The sequence below is a fragment of the Brenneria sp. L3-3C-1 genome, assembly GCF_016456245.1.
Taxonomy (GTDB): domain Bacteria; phylum Pseudomonadota; class Gammaproteobacteria; order Enterobacterales; family Enterobacteriaceae; genus Brenneria.
The window spans coordinates 175210-192847 of the sequence record NZ_JAEMHF010000003.1; the positions used below are offsets into that span (position 1 = coordinate 175210).

19 protein-coding genes are annotated in these 17638 nt (G+C 52.0%); 11 read left to right on the forward strand and 8 right to left on the reverse strand.

Translation table 11 applies throughout. The features are described from left to right. The first annotated feature begins 64 nt into the window (after window positions 1–64). Entirely contained in the window at window positions 65–1609 is a 1545-nt protein-coding gene (locus JG725_RS10100) for a PTS transporter subunit EIIC (protein ID WP_199377860.1), read from the forward strand. A gap of 14 nt (window positions 1610–1623) precedes the next feature. Continuing rightward, window positions 1624–2952, forward strand: a complete 1329-nt coding sequence (locus JG725_RS10105) for a 6-phospho-alpha-glucosidase (protein WP_172290577.1) — start codon at window positions 1624–1626, stop codon at window positions 2950–2952. Window positions 2953–2990: 38 nt separating this feature from the next. On the opposite strand, the gene JG725_RS10110 is transcribed toward JG725_RS10105, so the two are convergent. Further along, complete coding sequence (locus JG725_RS10110) at window positions 2991–3770, reverse strand: GntR family transcriptional regulator (RefSeq protein ID WP_172290578.1); 780 nt, start codon at window positions 3768–3770, stop codon at window positions 2991–2993. A 239-nt stretch (window positions 3771–4009) separates the two neighbouring features. Here JG725_RS10110 and JG725_RS10115 point away from each other — a divergent pair, with 239 nt between their 5' ends. Genes JG725_RS10115 through JG725_RS10125 form a run of 3 tightly spaced genes read left to right on the forward strand, consistent with a single transcriptional unit; the run spans window position 4010 to window position 6593 of the window. Continuing rightward, complete coding sequence (locus JG725_RS10115) at window positions 4010–4789, forward strand: ABC transporter substrate-binding protein (RefSeq protein ID WP_172290579.1); 780 nt, start codon at window positions 4010–4012, stop codon at window positions 4787–4789. A 3-nt stretch (window positions 4790–4792) separates the two neighbouring features. Then, a complete protein-coding gene (locus JG725_RS10120; protein WP_172290580.1) occupies window positions 4793–5770 on the forward strand; it encodes an SIS domain-containing protein in 978 nt (325 codons plus the stop codon). A 10-nt stretch (window positions 5771–5780) separates the two neighbouring features. Beyond that, complete coding sequence (locus JG725_RS10125) at window positions 5781–6593, forward strand: PfkB family carbohydrate kinase (protein ID WP_199377862.1); 813 nt, start codon at window positions 5781–5783, stop codon at window positions 6591–6593. A gap of 56 nt (window positions 6594–6649) precedes the next feature. On the opposite strand, the gene JG725_RS10130 is transcribed toward JG725_RS10125, so the two are convergent. Further along, window positions 6650–7498 (reverse strand): SDR family oxidoreductase, encoded by an 849-nt coding sequence (locus tag JG725_RS10130; RefSeq protein WP_172290581.1) that lies wholly within the window; start codon window positions 7496–7498, stop codon window positions 6650–6652. Window positions 7499–7584: 86 nt separating this feature from the next. Here JG725_RS10130 and JG725_RS10135 point away from each other — a divergent pair, with 86 nt between their 5' ends. Together JG725_RS10135 and JG725_RS10140 are read left to right on the forward strand one after the other, a co-directional pair. Continuing rightward, on the forward strand, window positions 7585–7989 hold the full coding sequence (locus JG725_RS10135) for a helix-turn-helix domain-containing protein (protein WP_199377864.1): 405 nt from the start codon (window positions 7585–7587) through the stop codon (window positions 7987–7989). 128 nt (window positions 7990–8117) lie between these two features. Next, window positions 8118–8546: an organic hydroperoxide resistance protein gene (locus tag JG725_RS10140; RefSeq protein ID WP_172290583.1), complete on the forward strand. Its 429-nt coding sequence runs from the start codon at window positions 8118–8120 to the stop codon at window positions 8544–8546. Between the two features lie 112 nt (window positions 8547–8658). On the opposite strand, the gene JG725_RS10145 is transcribed toward JG725_RS10140, so the two are convergent. The 3 genes from JG725_RS10145 to JG725_RS10155 are packed head-to-tail and all read right to left on the reverse strand — an operon-like array spanning window position 8659 to window position 10363. Next, window positions 8659–9315 carry a DUF799 domain-containing protein gene (locus JG725_RS10145; protein WP_172290584.1) on the reverse strand — a complete coding sequence of 219 codons (657 nt, stop codon included), beginning with the start codon at window positions 9313–9315 and terminating at the stop codon, window positions 8659–8661. After that, a complete protein-coding gene (locus JG725_RS10150) occupies window positions 9312–9671 on the reverse strand; it encodes a DUF4810 domain-containing protein (protein ID WP_172290585.1) in 360 nt (119 codons plus the stop codon). The genes JG725_RS10145 and JG725_RS10150 overlap by 4 nt, the downstream gene beginning before the upstream one ends. A gap of 20 nt (window positions 9672–9691) precedes the next feature. After that, window positions 9692–10363, reverse strand: a complete 672-nt coding sequence (locus JG725_RS10155; protein WP_172290586.1) for a CsgG/HfaB family protein — start codon at window positions 10361–10363, stop codon at window positions 9692–9694. Window positions 10364–10969: 606 nt separating this feature from the next. Between JG725_RS10155 and aegA the strand changes: the two genes are divergently transcribed. From aegA to JG725_RS10170, 3 genes are all read left to right on the forward strand, one after another. Beyond that, the gene (aegA, locus tag JG725_RS10160) at window positions 10970–12991 is read left to right on the forward strand and encodes a formate-dependent uric acid utilization protein AegA (RefSeq protein ID WP_199377866.1); all 2022 of its coding nucleotides are present in this window, start codon (window positions 10970–10972) and stop codon (window positions 12989–12991) included. Then, complete coding sequence (locus JG725_RS10165) at window positions 12991–13527, forward strand: 4Fe-4S dicluster domain-containing protein (RefSeq protein WP_172290665.1); 537 nt, start codon at window positions 12991–12993, stop codon at window positions 13525–13527. The genes aegA and JG725_RS10165 overlap by 1 nt, the downstream gene beginning before the upstream one ends. 201 nt (window positions 13528–13728) lie before the next feature. Next, window positions 13729–14487, forward strand: a complete 759-nt coding sequence (locus JG725_RS10170) for a 4'-phosphopantetheinyl transferase superfamily protein (protein ID WP_199377869.1) — start codon at window positions 13729–13731, stop codon at window positions 14485–14487. Between the two features lie 35 nt (window positions 14488–14522). Here the strand turns inward: JG725_RS10170 and JG725_RS10175 are convergent, their stop codons facing one another. Together JG725_RS10175 and JG725_RS10180 are read right to left on the reverse strand one after the other, a co-directional pair. Beyond that, on the reverse strand, window positions 14523–15860 hold the full coding sequence (locus JG725_RS10175) for an NCS2 family permease (RefSeq protein WP_172290589.1): 1338 nt from the start codon (window positions 15858–15860) through the stop codon (window positions 14523–14525). Between the two features lie 95 nt (window positions 15861–15955). Beyond that, window positions 15956–16225 carry a hypothetical protein gene (locus JG725_RS10180; protein WP_172290590.1) on the reverse strand — a complete coding sequence of 90 codons (270 nt, stop codon included), beginning with the start codon at window positions 16223–16225 and terminating at the stop codon, window positions 15956–15958. Between the two features lie 15 nt (window positions 16226–16240). On the opposite strand from JG725_RS10180, the gene yieH reads away from it, so the two are divergent. Then, window positions 16241–16906, forward strand: a complete 666-nt coding sequence (yieH, locus tag JG725_RS10185) for a 6-phosphogluconate phosphatase (RefSeq protein WP_172290591.1) — start codon at window positions 16241–16243, stop codon at window positions 16904–16906. A gap of 3 nt (window positions 16907–16909) precedes the next feature. Here yieH and JG725_RS10190 read toward each other — a convergent pair whose 3' ends face one another. Continuing rightward, window positions 16910–17638 carry an amino acid ABC transporter permease gene (locus tag JG725_RS10190; RefSeq protein WP_172290592.1) on the reverse strand — a complete coding sequence of 243 codons (729 nt, stop codon included), beginning with the start codon at window positions 17636–17638 and terminating at the stop codon, window positions 16910–16912.

Here is a 17638-nt window from a genome sequence, read left to right on the forward strand (position 1 = left end):
CCAACACACATACGGCTTGAAGTATGACGGGTATAGGCAACATATCTACCGGGTGGAGCTATAAATGAATATACTAAAAAAATTACAAGCATTTTCAAAAGCCATGATAGGCCCTGTACTATTTTTGCCTATTGTGGGGTTGTTAATAGCGATCGCCAGCATCATAACCAATAAGGCGTTCATCACCGAAGGCAGCTATCTTTATATCTTTGGTAAATATATATCCAGCATATTATGGGCCATTATGAATAACCTAAGCTTATTTTTTTGTTTAGGGTTAGCATTAGGGATGGCTAAAAAAAGAAAAGCAGACGCCGCCTTTGTTGCCACGATGTCCTATTTTATGTATCTGGCCGGTAATAATTCATGGCTAACGCTGACCAACAAATTAATGGAAGGTGCATCTAACGCTGAACTCTACGGCACCGGACAAATATTTACCTTCGGTTTCAAAGTTATCGATATGGGGGTTTTCTTAGGGATAATCCTCGGGGTTATTGTTGCCTATATTCATAATAAATTTATTGATAAGGAATTCAAAGGCGCCTTTTCTATCTACGGTAATAGTAAATTTGTGCTGATTGTTATGATCCCGATCATCGCAATATTCGCCATTCTGGTTGTTTACATCTGGCCGGTTATCGCCCATGGCATCTCTGCCTTAACGGAATTTATGAAAACCTTTGGAGCCGGCGGCGTTTTTTTATACGGATTTTTAAATCGATTTTTAATCCCTACCGGACTACACCATCTTATTTGGTCACCTTTTGTCTATACCTCTATTGGCGGACAGATGTTAATCGATGGACAAACACTGATTGGCGCCAAACCTATTTTTCTGGCTGAAATAGCTAACTCAAGCATAACAACGCTGGATGATTCCGCCCGTTTCCTCACTTATGGCATGGTGAAGATTTTCGGCATCGCCGGCCTGGCGCTGGCGTTCTATAAAACGGCCAAACCAGAAAACAAAGCAAAATTAAAAATTACGCTATTACCGTTGGTCGTGACCTCCGTGTTGGTAGGCATTACCGAACCATTCGAGTTTCTGTTTATTTTCACCGCGCCCTTATTATGGTTGGTCTATTCGCTATTGGACGGTTTTTTCCAAATGCTGGCCTATATTTTTGACATCCGAGTCTGTGTGACGAATGGGATTATTGACTTCTTTGTCTATAATATTCCCGCAGGTGTCGAAAGAACAAACTGGCCGATGTTTATTATATTAGGTCTTCTCGAAACGTTTACCATGTTCATGGTCGGGAAATTCCTGATTATAAAATTAAAAATGCTTACTCCGGGCAGAGGGGCGCTCGAAGAGAGTAAAAGTGAAACTATCGGTGAAACGCAAGAACGCGGTAATCAAACCAGCCTCGGTAAAGATATCGTCGCAGGGCTGGGAGGCGCTAATAATATCCGCACGGTTGACAATTGCTTTACCCGGTTAAGAGTAGACGTTGTTGATGAAAATCTGGTTAGCGAAGCGCTGCTAAAAAATACGGGCGCATCAAGTATGGTAAGAAAAGGTAATCACGTACAGATTATTTATGGATTAAAAGTGAATAAAGTCAGAAACATTGTTGATAGTGAATTAGGTATTCAGGAATAAAGAGGATATAGCATATGAAAGAGAAATACTCAATAACTATTGCTGGCGGTGGAAGTACTTATACCCCAGGCATTATTCTTATGTTGATGGAGAATGTTGATAAATTCCCAATTAGGGAAATAAAGCTGTATGATAATAATGCCGAACGTCAGTATATATTGGGCGAGGCCTGTAAAATAATGATGAAGGAGCGCCATCCGGATATACATTTTTCATATACCACCGATCCTGAAGCAGCCTTTTCCAATATTGATTTCGTGATGGCCCACATTCGTGTCGGTTTGTACGCCATGCGTGAACAGGATGAAAAAATACCTTTAAAATATGGCGTGCCGGGACAAGAAACATGCGGCCCTGGCGGCATCGCCTATGGCATGCGCTCTATCGGCGGGGTACTTGAGATCCTGGACTATATGGAGAAATACTCGCCCGACGCCTGGATGTTGAACTACTCCAACCCCGCCGCCATTGTCGCGGAAGCGACACGCCGTTTACGGCCCACATCCCGAATAATCAATATCTGCGATATGCCGGTGGCCATTGAAGGGATCTTTGCCGATATTCTGGGGTTATCATCCAGAAAAGAAATGAATGTCCGTTATTATGGGTTAAATCATTTCGGTTGGTGGACTAGCATTACCGATAAAGCCGGAAATGATCTTATGCCCCAACTTAAAGCACACGTAAGTCAATTTGGCTATTGCAGCCAGACGGAAGATTTTCAACATAAGGCGCCCAGTTGGAAAGAGACCTTTGAACAAGCGAAAAAGTTGTTCTCGTTAGATCCGGAAACCCTACCGAATACTTATCTGAAATATTACTACTACCCTGACGATGTGGTGCAACATTCCAATCCTGATTTCACTCGGGCAAACGAAGTCATGGCTGGGCGTGAAAAAGATGTTTTCGATATGGCGAAATCGATTATTGAAAAAAATACCGCTCAGAATGCGAATTTTCATGCCGGCGCTCATGCAACGTTTATTGTCGATCTGGCCTGTGCTATTGCCTTCAATACGCAAGAAAGAATGCTGTTAATCGTGGAAAATAACGGCGCCATTGCCAATTTCAGTGACGAATCGATGGTGGAGGTTCCCTGTTTAGTCGGCAAAAATGGCCCGGAACCCCTGGCGATGGGGAAAATTCCTCTTTTCCAGAAAGGATTGATGGAACAACAGGTGGCGGTTGAAAAGCTGACCGTAGATGCCTGGATTGAAGGCAGCTATCAGAAGCTGTGGCAGGCGATTACGCTCTCTAAAACCGTGCCCAGCGCGGGTGTGGCGAAAAAAATTCTCGACGATTTAATCGTTGCCAATAAAGATTTTTGGCCGCCGCTGAATTAATCGACACCTCACGGCAGTGGTCAACCCGGCGTTGGCCGCTACCGGATATCGGCACTCACGTTCGTCTGGCTGACGGCGTTATGACTGATGCGAAAGGTCACACGTTGCGGATGATTGACCGACACCAGATATTCCACCGGTTGACTCAGACGATCGTAAATAACGCCGCGATAAACCAGCGCCGGGCTGTCTGGCGGCGCCTCCAGCAGCGCTTGTTCTTCTTCGCTCATTACGCTGACGCGAATCGTCCCTTCATCGGCTATCCCCTGAATGTGATAACGCTCGGCCAACAGGCGATACAGCGAGCCGTTGGCTTCGAGCATCGGCGCGCTTAAATCCGGTACGCGCTGACGCGGCAGGTAGCTGGTTTCAAGGCAGAACGGCCGCCCGTCCGCCAGCCGCAGGCGTTTGATCATCAGCAAGGGCGCCCCGGTTTCTATTTGCAATAAGCGGGCGATGCGTTCGCTGGCCAGCGCATCCTGAAAGTAAACCAGGCGGCTGCTGGGCACCGCGCCGTTATGCTCGATAATTTTGCTGATCCCCTGTTCGATCGCCTGGGTTAGCGGACGTTCAATGGCGGCAGCCGTCAGCCAGGTGCCCTGATTACCACGTCGTTCCAGCAGCCCCTGAGCAATCAGTTCGTCAATAATTTTTCTCAGCGTCATACGGCTGATGTGCAGACGCGCCGCCAGCTCGCGCTCGGCGGGAATTTGATCGCCCTGGTTGTATTCCGGCGTCGCCAGCAGAGCCAGCAAAGATTGCCGGGCTTGTAAATAGGCTTTGCGCGGGCGCCGTTTTGTTTCGCTAATCTCAGTCATGGTCTATTTTAACTAGCTCAACGCCGTAAAATTTTGCATTAATTATACCGCTGAATATCTGATTAGCCAGAAAAAAACCACCGCCACGATAATGGAAAGCCGATATCAATATCAGACCACCATGAATAAGCAATTATTATACAAATAAAAATATCAACAATTTCTTGTATTGCGCCAAACCGGCGAGTATATCTTTTATTGGTATATTTTATGGTATGGTTACACTAACGGAGAGAACGATGAAAAAAACACTGCCTCTTTTGTTGCTTAGCCTGGCGTTGCCCTGGCTGTCTTTTAGCGTTCATGCCGAGCAGCAAATCCGCTTCGGAACAGACCCTACTTTCCCGCCGTTTGAATCAAAAGCGGCGGATGGTTCCTTACAGGGTTTTGATATTGATATCGGTAACGCGCTATGCGCCAAACTCAATGCAAAATGCGTATGGGTGGAGAGCAGTTTTGACGGGTTGATCCCGGCGCTGCATGCGCGCAAGTTTGATGCCATTCTCTCCTCCCTGTCGATTACCGACGAGCGCAAAAAAGCCATCGACTTTACCGATAAATTATTCAACACCCCCGCTTTTCTGGTCGCCCCGCTTTCCAGCGGTTTAAAACCGACCGTCGCGTCACTGCGCGGAAAGCGTCTGGGCGTGCAGCAAGGCTCAGTATTTGAGTCTTACGCTAAAAAACACTGGCAAAGCCAGGGCGTGGAAGTGATCCCCTACCCCAGCGCCGACGACGTCTATGCCGATATGGTGGTGGGAAGACTGGATGCCACGCTGGATGATGCGACCGTAGTGACCGAGTCCCTGCTCAGCAAACCCCATGGCAAAGGTTTTGCGCTGATTGAACCGCAAGTGAAGGATGAGGTGATTTTCGGGCCGGGCACGGGCATTGGCCTCAACAAGCAGAACGACAAACTACGCGAACAGCTCAACGGCGCAATTGCCGAAATCCGCCGCGACGGCACCTATGACCGTTTGGCGAAAAAATACTTTAATTTCAATGTGTATGGCGATTAATTTATGAATACCGCTGCAATCATCACTTCGTTAATAGAACGCCGCTTTCATCCAGAAGGCGGCCTGCGTCAGATCTTTCTTGTTGCCTGCGGCGGCTCGCTGGTGGATATGTATCCAGCGCATTATTTTCTTAACCGCGAATCCACCACGCTACACAGCTTTATGATGACGGCAAATGAATTCGTCCACGCGGCGCCGAAAACGCTGGGTAAAAATTCCCTGACCATCGTTTGCTCCCACGGTGGAAATACGCCGGAATCGGTCGCGGCGGCGAAACTGGCGCAGCAGCATGGCAGTACCACCATCACCCTGACGCACAATGCCGAGGCCGGGCTGATTGCCTGGTCTGACAGCAATATTCTGTATGCCTGGGGTAATGACAGCCAGGTGGTGGACAACCCGATGGCGCTAATCCTGAATCTGTGTGTCGACGCGTTGGCGCAGAGCGAAGGGTTTGACGGCTATGCGGATTTCCACAGCGGCATGGCGCAGATTGATGGCATCATTGCCCGCGCACGCCGGCAAGTGCAACAACGTTGCGCGGCATTTGCCGACCGATATCGTGACGAATCGCTGTTCTACGTGCTTTCCAGCGGCGCTTCTTACGGCCATGCTTATGGCTTTGCCATTTGTTCGTTAATGGAAATGCAGTGGCTCAATGCCGCGTCGATTCACAGCGGTGAATTTTTCCACGGCCCGTTTGAAGTCACCAATAAAAACATCCCCTGGATTGTGATGGTGAATGAAGGCCGCACACGCCCGCTGGACGAACGCGCCGTCCACTTCCTGGCGCAATATGGCGATAAAATGGAAATCGTTGACGCCAAAGAACTGGGCCTGGGCGTTATTCCGGCGTCGGTGGCGGACTATTTCAACCCGGTGCTGTTCTATAGCGTGATGTGCGAATACCGCGCCGCACTGGCCCTGGTACGGCAACACCCGCTGGAAACACGCCGTTATATGGGAAAAGTGGCGTATTAAGGACATGATGATGAAAGTGCTCGGTATCGGCGATAACGTCGTTGATCGTTATACGCACACGCATATCCGTTATCCGGGCGGCAACGCGCTTAATTTCAGCGTCTACGCGGAAATGCTCGGCGCACAGGCCGCCTATCTCGGCGTCTTTGGCGATGACGACAATGGTTCACATGTGCAACGCGCGCTGGCCGCCCGCAACATTGATACCTCACGCTGCCGCGTGGCATCAGGTGAAAACGGTTATGCCGACCTGACCATCAACCAGGGGGAGCGGATCTTCCTTGGCTCCAACGCGGGCGGCATTCGGCAACATACCTCAATGGATTTCGCCGTAGCCGATATCGCCTGGTTGAGTCAGTTCGCTTTGCTGCACACCAGCGCTTACAGCTATCTGGATAAGCAGTTGCCTGCGCTAAGCAGGTTGCCGGGCCGCCTGTCGTATGACTTTTCCGATGATTTCAACACTGCATCGGCCCTCGCTTTATGCCCGCATCTGGATTACGCGTTTTTTTCCTGTGCCGAGCGCAGCCTGGAGGAAACACGGCAAATTCTGGCTGACGCCCATCGTCAGGGCGGGTGTTGCGCCATCGCCACCCGTGGCGCTGAAGGCGCCGTACTGTTCGACGGCCAACGCTGGCTGGATCAGCCGCCGCAACCTGTTGCGGCGCTGGACACGCTCGGCGCCGGCGATGCGTTTATCACCGCGTTTTTACTGACGCATCAGGCGGGGAAATCGTTATCGGCCAGCCTGCACGCAGGCGCCGCCTTCGCCGCGCAAATCTGTCTGCTGGACGGCGCGTTTGGCGAGGGCGAGAAATATTAATGCTATCGCCCATGACGGTTGGCGGCGGCAAAATCATCACCGCCGCCAACGCCGTGTCAAATCGCCCCTTTCACCACCGTTGCCAGCGGCGTGGTGGCCCGACCGATCAGACGGCTCAATTGATGACCATCATCAAATAAACCGCCCTTCGCGGCTCCCACATCCGAATCAGCAATGATATCCGCAAACACCTCGGGTATCCCCGCCGCCGCCAACGCCGCGCTGAATTCCGCTGGCGGCAGGTTCCGGTAACCTATCGTTTTACCTGACTGGCGGCTGACTTCAGCCGCCAACTCCGCCAGCGTATAGGCTTCATCACCCGCCAGCTCATAAACCTTACCGGCCTGATTGTCCTGCGTCAGCACGGCCACCGCGGCGGCGGCATAGTCGGCGCGCGTGGCGGAGGCAATTTTCCCCTCGCCCGCGCTACCGATAAACACGCCGTGCTGCAATGCGACCGGGATGCTGGCCGCATAGTTTTCGGTATACCAGCCGTTACGCAACAACACATAAGGCAAGCCCGATGCTTTTAGCTGCGCTTCCGTTTCCTGGTGTTCGGTCGCAAGCCGCAGCGGCGAGGTATCGGCATGCAGAATACTGGTATACGCCAGCAGCTTAACCCCGGCCCGTACCGCCGCCTCAATCACGTTGCGGTGCTGTAACGCACGCTTGCCCACCTCGCTGGAGGAGATCAGCAACACCTTATCCACCCCTTGCAATGCGGCGGCCAGAGCCGCTGGCTGGTTATAATCCGCCGCCTTTACCTGAACGCCGCGCGCGGCTAAATCAGCGACTTTGCCGGTATCGCGCACCAGCGCCACAACCTCATTCGCCGGAACCTTATCCAACAGTTGTGCAATAACCAAACGGCCCAGTTGACCGGATGCACCTGTAACAGCAATCATCATAAGCCCCTTTCGTTGACTGACATTGGCTGGCATAATACCCGCTTAACTAACTTTAAGTAAGTACGCACATAAAGGTAAGTATAGTGCCGAAAAAAACAATACAGACCGCCGCTTCGTCCGTTGTCGCGTTGCAGGGGGATCTTTTTGCCGAAAAATGCCCTTCCCGCCAGATACTTAACCATGTGACCAGCCGCTGGGGAGTGCTGATTCTGGTCGCCTTGCTGGACGGCACGCTTCGTTTCAGTCAGCTGCGGCGCAGAATTGACGGCGTCAGCGAACGTATGCTGGCGCAAACGCTACAGTGGCTGGAAAATGATGGTTTCGTCCTGCGAACGGCTTATCCGGTGGTGCCGCCGCATGTGGAATACAGCCTGACGCCGATGGGTAAAGAGGTCAGTGAACGGGTCAAAATTCTGGCCGACTGGATAGAAGAAAATATAGGAATGATATTGGCGGCACAGCAGGAAAAAGATTCAGCTTTTTCTTAAAAACACATAGCTTATTGTATCTATGGCGTTTTTAACCATTAATGGCTTTTTATCTGTTATTTCATCCGGCATTTACCCTCCATCATGGTCTACGCTTGATTATATTGCCGTAAACCACAGGAGAAAATATGTCTATCGAAAAAGTTCTCTATGTTGCTCATGCTAAAGCCACCGGCGGGCGCGACGGCCGCGCGGTGTCCTCAGACAAACATCTTGATGTTAAGCTGGATGTGCCAAAAGAACTGGGTGGCAACGGCGGTGAAGGGACGAACCCTGAACAGCTGTTTGCCGCGGGTTACTCCGCCTGTTTTCTTGGCGCGCTGAAAAGCGTCGCCTCAAGTGAGAAAGTCTCGCTTCCGTCGGACACCTCAATTGAAGGCAGCGTCGGTATTGGTAAACTTCCGACCGGATTCGGTATTGAAGTCGAACTGAAGATCGCCATCCCGGGGTTTGACAAGGCAAAAGCGGAAGAATTGGTGAAGAAAGCGCACGTTGTTTGTCCTTACTCGAACGCCACCCGCAACAATATTGATGTCACGCTGACCGTTGTTGTCTGACCTTGCGTTCCGCTCACCGGTAATACCGCGCACTAAAGCCTGATTTCAGGCGCATCGATATGATAACGCCGCTCATCGACACAGAGCGGCGTTTACCGTTCCTCTCTAATGCTTAATAGGTTTCTTTACCATATTGTAATGAGCGTGGGCCATAGAGCATACCGCGCGGATGACCGGCAGCCAGCAGGCGCGCGCTGGTAATACCGGCGATATCATGAGCTTGATCGGTCATTGTACTGGCGATTTGTTCAATCGCTGCCTGCACCAGAATGCCAATAATGCCGCCGGAGTTTGATTGCTGCTCGTCGCTCGACGCGGTGGCGCTTCCGCTCCACAGTAACTTGCCGGTTCTTAAATCAACCAAACGCGCGTCAGCGGTCACCCGGGTTTCGCTATTGATAACGATGTATTTGGTGCCATACTCTCTTACCTCCAGATACAGAGCTGCATCAGCGCCAAAGATTTGTTGCAGCTTAGCCGCATTTACCGTCTGAATATCCTGTGCCACCGTCAGGCCATTTTGCTTGAAGGTTTCTTCAACAACCGCGACAGGAAACACATAGTATCCAGATTCAGCAAGCGGATAAGTCACCTGAGAGAGCAGGCTGTAACTTGCTTTAACATCCGGCGAGTGGTTTATCGGCGGCAGCACTAGAATTGATCTGGGCTTACTTTGTTTAAATGCCGTGTAGTCATAAGGAACGGGCCTGGCGCACCCGACTAATAACAAAGCGAACAGAATGCCGCATAATCCAAAGAGGCGATTCATTTGATATTTCCTTTATTTTTGCTCAACAGAAAGTCCATGAAAGGTGCTGACTCTGGAAATTTCACTTTTTCAGTTTCAAACTGCTGGCGCGCCTCGCCATCACGACCGGTATTCACGTAGAGCAATCCCAACTGAGCGTGGAGTCCGGGAGGAACGGGCTTATTTTTCGCTTTCGCTTTTTCGATTGATTCTGTAAGAGAGGCGATTTGCTCTTCCGGGCTAACTTTATCTTGTTGATAGTATTGATAAAGTGTTGGCTGATACTTATCCCAGCTATAGATGGTTTTAGGCTCGGAGACACAGCCCGCCATGACTGTCGCTGCCAGCAGCAGGACAATTTTTTTATGAGATAACATAGAGGTATCTTCCTATTCCATTAGTTTGTCGGACGCCATGCGCCACTTTCTATCCCGGCCACCAGATTATTTACCGCCTCGCGGATCGCCAAATCCAGCACTTTGCCGTTCAGCGTAGAGTCATAGCTGGCTGTACCGCCAAAACCGATGATCTCACGGTTTGACAGCGTATATTCACCCGCGCCCTGTACGGAATAAACCACTTCCGAGGTTTGTACGTTCACCACATTCAACGTGGTTTTTGCATAAGCGACCTGTGTTTTACCCCGTCCGAGGATCCCCCACAGTTGGTGATCCCCCACTTCTTTACGACCAAATTCCGTCACATCACCGGTAATGACGTAATTTGCCCCTTTCAGCGTCTGCGTTTGGCCTTTCATCCCCGCTTCTGCCTTCAGCTCATCCATATTGGTACGATCCAATACGTTAAAGCGGCCGCTTTGCTGTAAATGGCTGACCAAAATAGTTTTAGACTGGTTACCTAAACGGTCTACGCCATCAGAAAAAATACCATTCATATAATTGGAACGATTTTCAAATTTCCCGATGGAAATCGGGCTGCGAACACCTTGATAAGGCGTGCCGTAGGACGTGACTTTTTGTGCTTCAACAGTACGAGAGGATTCCGTTGCGCAACCGCTTAACAGGGCGGCGGACATTAAGATGGAACAAAAAAAAATCTTTTTATTCATAATTTCTATCCCTTAGTGAAACTCCATTAATGCAGAGCGATATTATTGACAGTAAATTGCCATTACGCTTTCAGGATGAAAGCTGTCAGCGGAATAACGCGGATATTATGGACAACGTAATGAAAAGTAACTAGTTATTTCACAAGTAAATATTCCAGAATAATGATTATGAATTCGACCCGACGGGATAAAAATCATCAAACCAGGGTAGACAATACGATCCCCATTATCGTTTGTTGCCCATATGTAAAATTATAATCAACTGAATCGATTCAATAATGTTGATCGGAAAATTTTATATTTAACCAGCTTTTTACATGCTCCACATCAAAGTAACAGCCGATAAAATCATTAGGATGATAAGCAATAACTGGGGGGATAGTTGTATTTTCTCCTGACGAGATCCTTGCCAACCCCTTCCAAACCATTTTCTGGGTGACCAGACAAAAAATCGAACGCCAAATATCAGAGGCTAGCGATCTGGACGTAAGTAAACACCTTACATCCAATGGATACGTGCGCAGCAAAAACAGGCCAGTCTGGCTGTTTTGAGCTGAGCCGCCTCTGGGTTCTTTTTTATAGGTAAATGAAGTCGGGGAAAAGGGTATGAATCGGTTTGTTATTGCAAATGCTCAGGACTGTATTGGTTGCCGCGCTTGTGAAATCGCCTGCGTGATTTCACACAACAACGATCGCTATCCAACCAGCGCCGAGATGTTCCAGCCCAGAATAAAAGCATTCAATACACAGGATTTGCGCTCCGCAGTGACCTGCCGTCATTGTGAAGACGCGCCCTGCGCCAGCGTTTGCCCAACGCAGGCCCTGGTGCATAAAGACAATAGTATTCAGATCGTGAAAGAAAAATGCATCGGTTGCAAAACCTGCGTACTGGCCTGTCCGTTCGGCGCGATGTCCATTGTGACGGACACAGCGAGCGCCGCGGCAATCGCCCACAAGTGCGATCTGTGCGCAGGCAGGCCGCAGGGGCAAGCCTGCGTGGAAGCCTGTCCGACCCAGGCGCTGCGCTTAATCAGCGAACACACGCTGGAAAACCGCCGCCATGAAAAACAGCAAAGTACGGCGCGTCGCTCGGCCGCGCATTGGCAACACGCCACGCCGGTGCTTAACACCATCATCACCAACCCGCTGAATAAACGAAAAAACTGGCCGCGCCTTGATGCGGAGAAAAAACCGCTGGCGCAACGGAAATCCACATTCGACGAAATTTACCACGGATTCACCCCGCAGCAGACGCAGGATCAGGCCGACCGCTGTCTGGCCTGCGGCAAACATTCGATCTGCGAATGGACCTGCCCGCTGCACAACAACATTCCGCAACTGCTCAGTCTGGCGAAGCAGGGACGTATTCTCGACGCGGTAGAACTGTCGCACCGGACCAGCAGCCTGCCGGAAATTTGCGGCCGGGTGTGTCCGCAAGATCGCCTATGCGAAGGCGCCTGTACGCTGGGCAAGGAGTACGGCGCGGTCACCGTCGGCAATATTGAACGCTACATTACCGACGCCGCGATGAAAATGGGATGGACGCCCGACATGACCCAGGTCGCGCCCACCGGCAAACGGGCCGCCGTTATTGGCGCCGGCCCGGCCGGACTGGCCTGCGCCGATGTACTGGCGCGCAATGGCGTTCAGGCCGTGGTATTCGATCGCCATCCTGAAATCGGCGGACTGCTAACCTTTGGCATCCCGCCTTTTAAGCTGGATAAACAGGTTTTAGCGCATCGCCGCCAGATCTTTCGTGAGATGGGCATTGAATTTCGGCTCAACGTCGAAGTAGGCAAGGATATCTCGCTGGCCCGGATCCTCGAAGAATTCGACACCGTCTTTCTGGGGGTCGGGACTTACCGCTCGATGAAAGCCGGCCTTGAACATGAGGATGCGCCGGGCGTATTCGATGCGCTGCCCTTCTTAATCGCCAATACCAAACACGTTATGGGATTACCTGAACGTGAAGACGAACCTTATATTTCCATGGCGGGCAAAAAAGTCGTGGTTCTGGGCGGCGGCGACACCGCGATGGACTGCCTGCGTACGTCAATCCGCCAGGGGGCCGAGTCAGTCACCTGCGCTTACCGCCGCGATGAAGCCAACATGCCGGGTTCGAAAAAAGAGGTAAAAAACTCCCGCGAAGAAGGCGTTGATTTTATGTTCAACGTACAACCGCAGAGAATTTGCCTGAACGAGCAGGGCGAAGTGTGCGGCGTCAGTCTGGTGCGCACCGAACTGGGCGCGCCCGATGCCAGCGGGCGTCGTCGTCCCCGCCCTATCCCCGGCTCCGAGTTTGTGCAACCCGCGGATGCCGTCATTACCGCGTTCGGCTTTCAGGCACACAGCATGCCGTGGCTCGAAGAAGCAGACGTCAGTCTGGATAACTGGGGACATATCACCGCGCCGGCCAGCGGCCGCTTTCCCTGTCAGACCAATCACCCGCAGATTTTTGCCGGTGGGGACGCCGTCCGGGGAGCCGATCTGGTGGTGACCGCGATTGCCGACGGCCGTAAAGCCGCCATGGGGATGATTGACATGATGGAGCTAAAAGCCTGTACCGCCGCGATACCGGCAACGTCGCTGGCCTGCGATTTCAACTCATCCCGGGAGGAAAATCTATGATGAATCAATTTGTTATCGCTGAGGCGGAAAAATGCATCGGCTGCCGGACCTGTGAAATCGCCTGCGCGGTCGCCCATGCGGGCGGCAACAGCGCAAAACTGCGGCCCACTCACTTTTTCCCCCGCTTAAAGGTGATAAAAAGTGCCAGCGTCAGCGTACCCGTGCTCTGTCATCAGTGTGAAAACGCGCCCTGTGCCAGCGTCTGCCCGCAGGATGCGCTGGTTCGCGATCGCGGCAGCGTTCAGGTTATCCAGTCGCGCTGCATTGGCTGCAAAAGTTGTGTTATCGCCTGCCCTTTTGGCGCGATTAATGTCGTCCTAAGGGAAAGCAATCAGGATGACGAACCGCCGTATACCGCGCCGAGTAGCGAAGTTCACAAATGTGATCTATGCGTCGACGTGGCGGATAGCCCTTCCTGCGTACGCGTGTGCCCGACGTCGGCGCTCAGGCTGGTCACATCAGCGGAATTACAACAACGGATCCTTGAGAAACAGCGGCGTTCAGCGCGAGGCCATGGAGACGTTCGTTTACTTTAACGCTGGTGCGGAAAGACACCGCGGTAATGTCAGGTGAGAGAGGAGATTTTGGAACATCATTGCGATTAATAAATAAAAATCGCCGATTTATCCGCTTATTTTTCTTTAGTTCATATTTTTGTCTGATAATATGCATCTGTTATACTATAAATAACGACTCGAATGAGATACGCCATTTTAATCGTCATCACGGAGTGAATAATGACCTGCCATTTCGTCAGGTGGACCAGCACGGAAGCACTTCCTGACCTACACAGACTACCCGATGAACTCATTTCATCGGCGCAGGGCTTTCCCGCTAAACGCAGCGAGCGTTATCTGAAAAGCCGGGCGTTGCTGGCCGAGATGATGTTCTATTTTTTCGGCTATCCGCGATTGCCCAAGCTGCTTATTTCGCCGGATGGACGGCCCTATTTCGCCGATCCCAACCTGCCTAACTTCAGCCTGGGTTATGCCGGAAATACCATTGCCATTCTGCTGAGCGAAGAAGGCTGCGTCGGCATGGATATTGAGATTGTGCACGTCAGAACCCATACCCCACCCCCCGCACGTATGCAAACACAGACCCTTGCCGAAAAAGCATGGATTGAAGCACAGCACGACCCATTGGAGGCCGCGACCCAGCTATGCACTATTCGCCAGTCGCTGATGAAAATTCCAAGATCCCATGAATGCCGGGCGGAAAATCTGAAACTTCATCCGGCATCAGGCCGGCTGCGCTCCAACTGCCATCCCACGGTGGAAGTCATGAGTGATATTGATGATTATCTGGCTTGGGCATGTGCGCATGTTCCGGCGCTGAACCGGCTGATTATGTGGACATACGACACGGGATCGGGCATGAAGAAAACCGGAGAAATCGTGCAACAGCAGCGCCAATCCCTGCGCTATATGAAACTGACCAGCCACACCGCGGAAAAAGCGGCACAGAATCACGCGTCGTCGACCCTCTCAAACTAGCGCAGCTCCGGAGCGAGCCCCGGAGCATAATGTTATTAATGCGCGTCGATAAAAATAATTTTTAACAGGAACAACAGCGCAACCACCACCACGCAGGGGCTGATTTCGCGCCAGCGGCCGGTCGCCAGCTTCATCACGCAATAAGAGATAAAGCCCAGCGCAATCCCTTCGGTGATCGAGAAGCTGAACGGCATCATCACCGCCGTAATAAAGGCCGGTACGGCTTCGGTCAGATCGTCCCATTTCACCCGCGCCAGGCTTGATGTCATCAACACGCCCACATAAATCAGCGCGCCTGCGGCGGCATAGGCCGGCACCATACTCGCCAGCGGCGACAGAAAAATCACAAACAGAAAGAGTAAACCCACCACAACCGCGGTCAGCCCGGTGCGGCCGCCGACGGACACGCCGGAAGAGCTTTCGATATACGCCGTCACCGATGAGGTGCCGATAAAAGCCCCGCCCACCGAGCTAATGCTATCCACATACAGCGCCTGTTTCATACGGGGAAACTTACCGCGTGCATCCACCAGACCGGCTTTATCCGTTACCCCAATCAGCGTACCGGAGGAGTCGAACAGGTTGACCAGCATAAAGGAAAAGATAACCCCGGACAGCCCCAGATTCAGCGCTCCCGCCAAATCAACCTGTCCAACCACCGATGTGACGCTCGGCGGCATGGAGAAAACGCCGGCAAATTTCACATCGCCGAGCAGCAGGCCAATGGAGGTCGTCACCACAATGGAAACCAATACCGCGGCGTGGATATTGCGTGAAGCCAGCGCGGCAATAATGAAAAAGCCAAGCGCGCCCAGCAATACGCCGTGTGACGTCAGATTACCGACGGCAACCAATGTTTCAGGGTTGGACACGATAATACCGGCGTTCTTCAGCCCCATCATGGCGATGAACAGACCGATACCGCTGGCGATCCCCAAGCGCAAACTGAGGGGGATATTGGCAATCATCCAGTAACGGATCTGGAAAATGGTCAGCAACAGGAAACCGATTGCGCCCCAGAAAATAGCGCCCATGGCGACCTGCCATGAAAGCCCCATCGCCCCGACGACGACAAACGCGAAGAAAGCGTTCAGTCCCATGGCCGGCGCCAGCGCAACCGGCAGGTTGGCCAGCAATCCCATCAGGATGCTGCCAAACGCGGCGATCAAACAGGTGGTGACAAAGACGGCTTTGGTATCCATACCGGCCGCGCCTAAAATCTGCGGGTTAACAAAAACGATGTAGACCATGGTCAAAAAGGTGGTGAAGCCGGCGATCGTTTCCGTCCGCGCGGTGGTGCCGTGCTGTTGCAATTTAAACAGCCGCTCCAGCAGGCCTTGCTTCGCCGCAAGGCCGGATTGCGATTTACTCATTGTCAGCGTTCCAAAGAAAGGGATAGTGGTTTTCGGGTATCCTATAACAAATTCGCGCGTATTAACCTGGATTCGCTATTTTTTTCTTCAGCAAATTAGCCTCTGCAACGGTTCACGATCTCAGCCCACAGACTGGGGCGGGAAAAGCGGCGCATCATCGAATTCATTACCAGCCCAATCCAGCGGGCGACACAGGAAAGTTTACGGGAAAGATAAACGACGCTCCCTGTCAACCGTTTGTTTTTCATTGAAAATGAAAGCAGGGTAGTGGTTTCATCGTACATATTATACTCTGTTCGATGACAAAGGTCGGCGGACGCGCGTGCGTTCATCCGCTGGTCAACGACCCAGGCCGATTTGCTCATTGATAAGGATCCTTCATGCCCCGTATTGAATGCGTTTTCTTCGACTGTGACGGCACGCTGGTAGATAGCGAAGTCTTATGCTGCCAGGCTTACGTGAATATTTTTATCCCTTATGGCGTCGAGCTATCTCTGGAAGAGGTGATAAAAACCTACAAGGGCGTGAAGCTGTACGAGATTATTGCCCGCATCAGCCGGCAATATGGGCTACAGGTATCGATGGAAAAAGCCGAGCGTCATTTTCGACAGGAAATCAAGCGCCTGTTTGATGAATCCCTGCAACCTATCGCCGGCGCCCGCGAGCTGGTGCAATCAATTAAGGTGCCGATGGCCGTGGTGTCGAATGGCCCGGTCAGTAAGATGCACCACTCTTTAGGGCTGACGGATATGCTCGAACTCTTCGGCGACCACCTTTACAGCGGTTACGATCTGCAAAAATGGAAGCCCGACCCCGCCCTGTTATTCCATGCGGCGGAGCAAATGCAGGTTCCCATTCAAAACTGTATTCTGGTGGACGACTCCGCCTCCGGCGTTCAGGCGGGTATCGCCGCCGGCATTCCGGTGTTCTACTACTGCGCCGATGCGCACAACACGCCGATTCACCACCCGCTGGTCACCCGGTTTGACGACATGAAAGCATTGCCGCAGATATGGCGTGAAAAAGGCTGGGATATAGTGGCGTAAAAATCAGGCGGGCTTGTTGCGCCACCCAAACCATGTGCGTTTTGGCCGTTTTTCCTGCCGGCTAAAACGCTTGTTGATCCCGTTCGCCAGCAGTTCCAGCGACAGACAAAACACAAAATAGACCAGCGCGACAAACAGGAAAACCTCCATCGGATAAACCATGCTGCGGTTGTTCACCTGCGTGGCCAGGAATGTCAGTTCGCCCACCCCCACGATGTACGCCAACGAGGTATCTTTAATCAGCGAAATCCATTGGTTGATGAAAGACGGCGCCATCATCCGCAGCGCCTGGGGCAAAACGATATGCCACAGCACCGCCCAGCGATTAAACCCCAGGGATAACCCGGCCTGCCATTGACCACGACCGATAGCCACGATCCCCGCTTTCACGCCGTGCGCCAGATAGGCCGATGCAATCAGCGCCAGCGCGCACACCACGGTGGTAATTTCAGGGATCTCCACGCCGAACAGAATAGGCAGCAGGAAATAAGTCCAGAAAATCAGCATGATGACCGGAATGGCCCGAAAGAAGCCGAGGATCATCGCCAGCAGCGCCGCCCACCTTCCGCGGGACATCGCCAGCGCAACGCCCAGCAGGGTTCCCAGCACCGCGGAAGCGATACCCGCCAGCAGGCTAATCGCCAGCGTCAGCGCCGCCCCGCCCAGCGGGCCATCGGGAAAGGCGCCCCACATCAGATAGCTGAAGTTATCGTAAATAATAGTGAAATCCAT

Coding starts and splice junctions, on each gene's coding strand:
- JG725_RS10130 (WP_172290581.1), bottom strand. CDS start 7,498: ATGATTGCTGTTACAGGTGCATCCGGTCAACTGGGCCGTTTGGTTATT.
- JG725_RS10170 (WP_199377869.1), top strand. CDS start 13,729: ATGACCTGCCATTTCGTCAGGTGGACCAGCACGGAAGCACTTCCTGAC.
- JG725_RS10175 (WP_172290589.1), bottom strand. CDS start 15,860: ATGAGTAAATCGCAATCCGGCCTTGCGGCGAAGCAAGGCCTGCTGGAG.
- JG725_RS10105 (WP_172290577.1), top strand. CDS start 1,624: ATGAAAGAGAAATACTCAATAACTATTGCTGGCGGTGGAAGTACTTAT.
- JG725_RS10150 (WP_172290585.1), bottom strand. CDS start 9,671: ATGTTATCTCATAAAAAAATTGTCCTGCTGCTGGCAGCGACAGTCATG.
- JG725_RS10140 (WP_172290583.1), top strand. CDS start 8,118: ATGTCTATCGAAAAAGTTCTCTATGTTGCTCATGCTAAAGCCACCGGC.
- yieH (WP_172290591.1), top strand. CDS start 16,241: ATGCCCCGTATTGAATGCGTTTTCTTCGACTGTGACGGCACGCTGGTA.
- JG725_RS10190 (WP_172290592.1), bottom strand. CDS start 17,638: ATGGATTTCACTATTATTTACGATAACTTCAGCTATCTGATGTGGGGC.
- JG725_RS10110 (WP_172290578.1), bottom strand. CDS start 3,770: ATGACTGAGATTAGCGAAACAAAACGGCGCCCGCGCAAAGCCTATTTA.
- JG725_RS10100 (WP_199377860.1), top strand. CDS start 65: ATGAATATACTAAAAAAATTACAAGCATTTTCAAAAGCCATGATAGGC.
- JG725_RS10180 (WP_172290590.1), bottom strand. CDS start 16,225: ATGAGCAAATCGGCCTGGGTCGTTGACCAGCGGATGAACGCACGCGCG.
- JG725_RS10120 (WP_172290580.1), top strand. CDS start 4,793: ATGAATACCGCTGCAATCATCACTTCGTTAATAGAACGCCGCTTTCAT.
- JG725_RS10155 (WP_172290586.1), bottom strand. CDS start 10,363: ATGAATAAAAAGATTTTTTTTTGTTCCATCTTAATGTCCGCCGCCCTG.
- JG725_RS10125 (WP_199377862.1), top strand. CDS start 5,781: ATGAAAGTGCTCGGTATCGGCGATAACGTCGTTGATCGTTATACGCAC.
- JG725_RS10145 (WP_172290584.1), bottom strand. CDS start 9,315: ATGAATCGCCTCTTTGGATTATGCGGCATTCTGTTCGCTTTGTTATTA.
- JG725_RS10165 (WP_172290665.1), top strand. CDS start 12,991: ATGAATCAATTTGTTATCGCTGAGGCGGAAAAATGCATCGGCTGCCGG.
- aegA (WP_199377866.1), top strand. CDS start 10,970: ATGAATCGGTTTGTTATTGCAAATGCTCAGGACTGTATTGGTTGCCGC.
- JG725_RS10115 (WP_172290579.1), top strand. CDS start 4,010: ATGAAAAAAACACTGCCTCTTTTGTTGCTTAGCCTGGCGTTGCCCTGG.